Below are 3,817 nucleotides of genomic sequence, written 5' to 3'. Positions count from 1 at the left end.
TTTCCGACATCTGGACATTTAGCTTCTTGGGCTGGACTCTGTCCAGGTAATAATGAGAGTGCTGGTAAGAAACGAAGTACCAAGATTCGGCATGGTAATTCTTATTTGAAGAAATGTTTATGCCAAGTCGCTTTCGCTGTCAAAAAACAAAAAGGAAGTCCTCTAGCAGCCCGATTTTATCAGATTCAAAGTCGGCGTGGTTCACAAAAAGTAACAATTGCCCTCGCACATCAATTATTAAAAATAGCCTATATCCTTTTAAAAGAGCAGATAACGTATCTTGAATTTTTAGCACAGAAAAAGACTACTAGGGACGAGCTAGTAGCCTAACATAAAAAATTTTTCGCTTTGATTATATCATAGGGAGGGAGTTTTTGCATTCTTTTGAGTTTTCGTATAAGAACTCGACTGGTCTAAAAAAGAGTTCGTCAACAAGTCTTTATTTCTAGTTGTTGAGCTGAAACAGTCTATCCCCAGACTGTTTCACTCCCACCCCCGCATAGCTCCAAAGGTTCGGGGAACCTTTGGAGGTTGGAGATGAAGCGAACTTTGTTCGCAACAGTCGTAATGGTCAGATTTGGAGTGTGAAACACGAACAAATCTGCCAATCAACTACTGCGCTGAGATGTTTACACGAACTCTGAGAAGCGTGGCTGGACTTTTTGCCCAGCCTCGTTTAAAAGACGAACCAATTTCTATTTGTACGGAAGTTGGCTTGTCTTTTTTTTATAAATAGGGTATAATTAAGAAAACGTTTACAAAGGTAGAGCGAAACCTTTCTGAATGATTACATTAATATATCCAGGAGAAGCCTTATGATTAATTTACAAAATTTTGTTCAGTCTATGTATGCTAAACGCATTGAAGATTGTACAGACCAAGAACTCTATTACGCCTTGCTTGCTTTTACAAAACAGCAGAGTGAAGCTAAGTATACAAATGACCAAAAGAAAAAGGTCTACTATATTTCAGCAGAGTTCTTAATTGGTAAGCTCTTGTCTAATAATTTAATCAACCTTGGTCTTTATGATGAGGTTAAAAGCCAGTTGGTGGCGGCTGGTAAGGATTTGATTGCTATTGAAGATATGGAACTTGAACCGTCTCTTGGTAATGGAGGTTTGGGGCGCTTGGCTGCCTGCTTCCTTGATTCAATTGCTAGTCTAGGTCTTAATGGTGATGGGGTTGGTTTGAATTATCACTTTGGACTGTTTAGACAATTATTTGAATACCATCAGCAGTCTGCTGTGCCAAACGAGTGGATTACACCACGTTCATGGTTAACGGAGTCACCAATTTCTTATCAGGTGCCATTTGCTAACTTTACCTTGACTTCTAAGTTGTATGACATCGATGTACCTGGTTATAAAATGGAACGCAAGAATCGTCTTCGCTTGTTTGACCTTGGTTCAGTTGATGACAATATTATTTATGACGGAATAGAATTTGATAAGGAAGATATTTTCCGAAACTTGACTCTCTTCCTCTATCCAGATGATTCGACTGATGAAGGAAAAGTTCTCCGCATCTTCCAGCAGTATTTCATGGTCTCTAACGCTGCGCAACTATTGATTGACGAAGCGGTTGCTAAGGGATCAAACTTACATGACCTGCCTGATTATGCTGTTGTTCAAATCAACGATACTCACCCATCACTTGTTATTCCAGAATTGATTCGCCTTTTGGAGCTTCGTGGTATTTCGTTTGATGAGGCAGTTGAAATTGTTAAGAAAATGACTGCTTATACCAACCATACCATCTTGTCAGAGGCGCTGGAAAAATGGCCGCTTGATTTTCTGAACTATGTGGTTCCGCACTTGGTACCGTTCATCGTAGAATTGGATCGTCGTGCCAAAGAAGTGAAGGATGATCCTGCTGTCAATATCATCGATGAACATGGCCGTGTTCACATGGCACACATGGATATTCATTATGGTTATTCTATCAATGGGGTGGCGGCACTTCATACAGAGATTTTGAAAACTTCAGAGTTGAAAGCTTTCTATGAGCTATATCCTGAAAAATTCAATAATAAGACAAATGGGATTACCTTCCGTCGCTGGATCATGCATGCTAATCCAAGTTTGGCAAGCTACCTGGACGGCCTACTTGGACATGGCTATCATCACGATGCAAGTGAACTCGAAAAGCTGTTGGATTACAAAAATGATAAGGAATTGAAATCTTGGTTGGAAAAGACAAAGCAGCATAATAAACGCAAATTGCAGCGCCATATTGCCAAGACACAAGGTGTTCATGTTAATCTAGAATCCATCTTTGATGTACAAATCAAGCGCATGCACGAGTACAAGCGTCAGCAGATGAATGTTCTTTATGTTATCCATAAGTATCTGGATATTAAAGCAGGCAACATTCCTACCCGCCCATTGACAGTATTCTTTGGAGGAAAGGCTGCACCTGCCTACACAACCGCACAGGACATCATTCATTTGATTTTGGTATTGTCACAGGTGATTAAAAATGATCCTGATGTGGCACCACACTTGCAACTCGTTATGATTGAAAACTATAACGTAACTGAGGCGAGTTATATTATTCCAGCGGCAGATATTTCAGAGCAAATTTCCCTTGCATCCAAAGAAGCTTCTGGTACAGGTAACATGAAATTCATGCTCAACGGTGCCTTGACCATCGGTACAGATGATGGTGCCAATGTGGAAATTCATGAGTTGGTAGGTGATGAAAATATCTATATCTTTGGCCAAGATAGCCAAACAGTTATCGACCACTATGCAAATGGAACCTACCATCCATATTCCTTCTACGAACGTGAAGCCATTCGTCCATTGATTGACTTCATTACATCGGATACCATTCGTCATGCTGGTGGGATCGATGAGCGTCTCTGGCGCTTACAGGACAACCTTAAGCACAATGACCACTTCATGACCTTGCTTGATTTGGAAGATTATATCTCGACTAAAGAGCAGATGTTAGCAGACTATGAAGATCGCGACAGCTGGTTGGAAAAAGTCATCGTCAATATCGCTAAAGCAGGTTTCTTCTCGTCAGACCGTACTATTCAGCAGTACAACGAAGACATCTGGCATTTGGAAGCGTAGTATATAAAAATGACCTTTCGGGGTCATTTTTTCTGTATTCTATTTTTGAAAGATTGGGCGATTGCGGATTGTCCCAAGAAGTTTCCAAGGGCGAAGCCAGAGGTGTTAAGCAAGATGTCGCCAAGGTCAAAGAAGCCCAGTGAAAAGAAGAATTGACAAGCTTCAACCAGTAAAATAGCACCTACAAAGAGAGAAAGTTTTTTCCAAGAAAACGAAAATAGCAATCCAAGGGGCAAAAAGAGTAAGAGGTTAAAGACCAATATAGCAGGATTGAGAAATAGGTCTTGAGAGAAGGTACTAAGGAGGACCCAGTTGACACCTCTGACGCCCATGCTTTTGAAAAAGAGAAGGTAAAGTAGCAGAAAGCCATAGCATCCATAGAAAAAACAAAGAGTCCGTCGGGAAATGTCTGGCTGATAGACCAGTCGAAAGAGAGTAAAGCAAACCCCAGTCATCAATAGTATTGCTGTAAGACTAGGTAAAAAATCAATCGTCATGAAAATGGTCGAGAACTGGTAAAAAAGAAAGGTCATAAAGAGCCAGCGGCAGAATAAGAATGATAAGATAGCGTTGATGACATCTGATATACTCCCCTTATAGTGGACAGTGAAAAAAACAAAAATTTTCACTAGAAACTATAAAGGGAGTTTTATTATGTCCAAAAGAAGTCCAAAGTCTGTCTCTGAGAAACTAGAAATTGTTCTACTCCACTTGGAAGCTGGGAAATCACTTAGCTG

At 40.3% G+C, this 3,817-nt stretch carries 2 protein-coding genes and 1 pseudogene; 2 read left to right on the top strand and 1 reads right to left on the bottom strand.

Features of this window, described 5'->3' with window-relative positions; translation table 11 throughout:
* A pseudogene (locus K5Q29_RS10450) lies at positions 1-322 on the top strand (transposase); the annotation flags it as partial.
* A 493-nt stretch (positions 323-815) separates the two neighbouring features.
* Entirely contained in the window at positions 816-3,080 is a 2,265-nt protein-coding gene (gene glgP / locus K5Q29_RS10445) for a glycogen/starch/alpha-glucan family phosphorylase (RefSeq protein ID WP_221877129.1), read from the top strand.
* 23 nt (positions 3,081-3,103) lie between these two features.
* On the opposite strand, the gene K5Q29_RS10440 is transcribed toward glgP, so the two are convergent.
* On the bottom strand, positions 3,104-3,709 hold the full coding sequence (locus tag K5Q29_RS10440) for a VanZ family protein (RefSeq protein WP_313770366.1): 606 nt from the start codon (positions 3,707-3,709) through the stop codon (positions 3,104-3,106).
* Positions 3,710-3,817 lie beyond the last annotated feature (108 nt).

Origin of the sequence: Streptococcus sp. 2018037 (genome assembly GCF_019754195.1) — a bacterium.
Classification (GTDB): domain Bacteria; phylum Bacillota; class Bacilli; order Lactobacillales; family Streptococcaceae; genus Streptococcus; species Streptococcus hashimotonensis.
This window is presented reverse-complemented; position numbering and strand designations above follow the sequence as displayed.

Bases quoted from the DNA above. Each gene is read 5' to 3' on its own strand.
- glgP (WP_221877129.1), top strand. From the start codon at position 816: ATGATTAATTTACAAAATTTTGTTCAGTCTATGTATGCTAAACGCATT.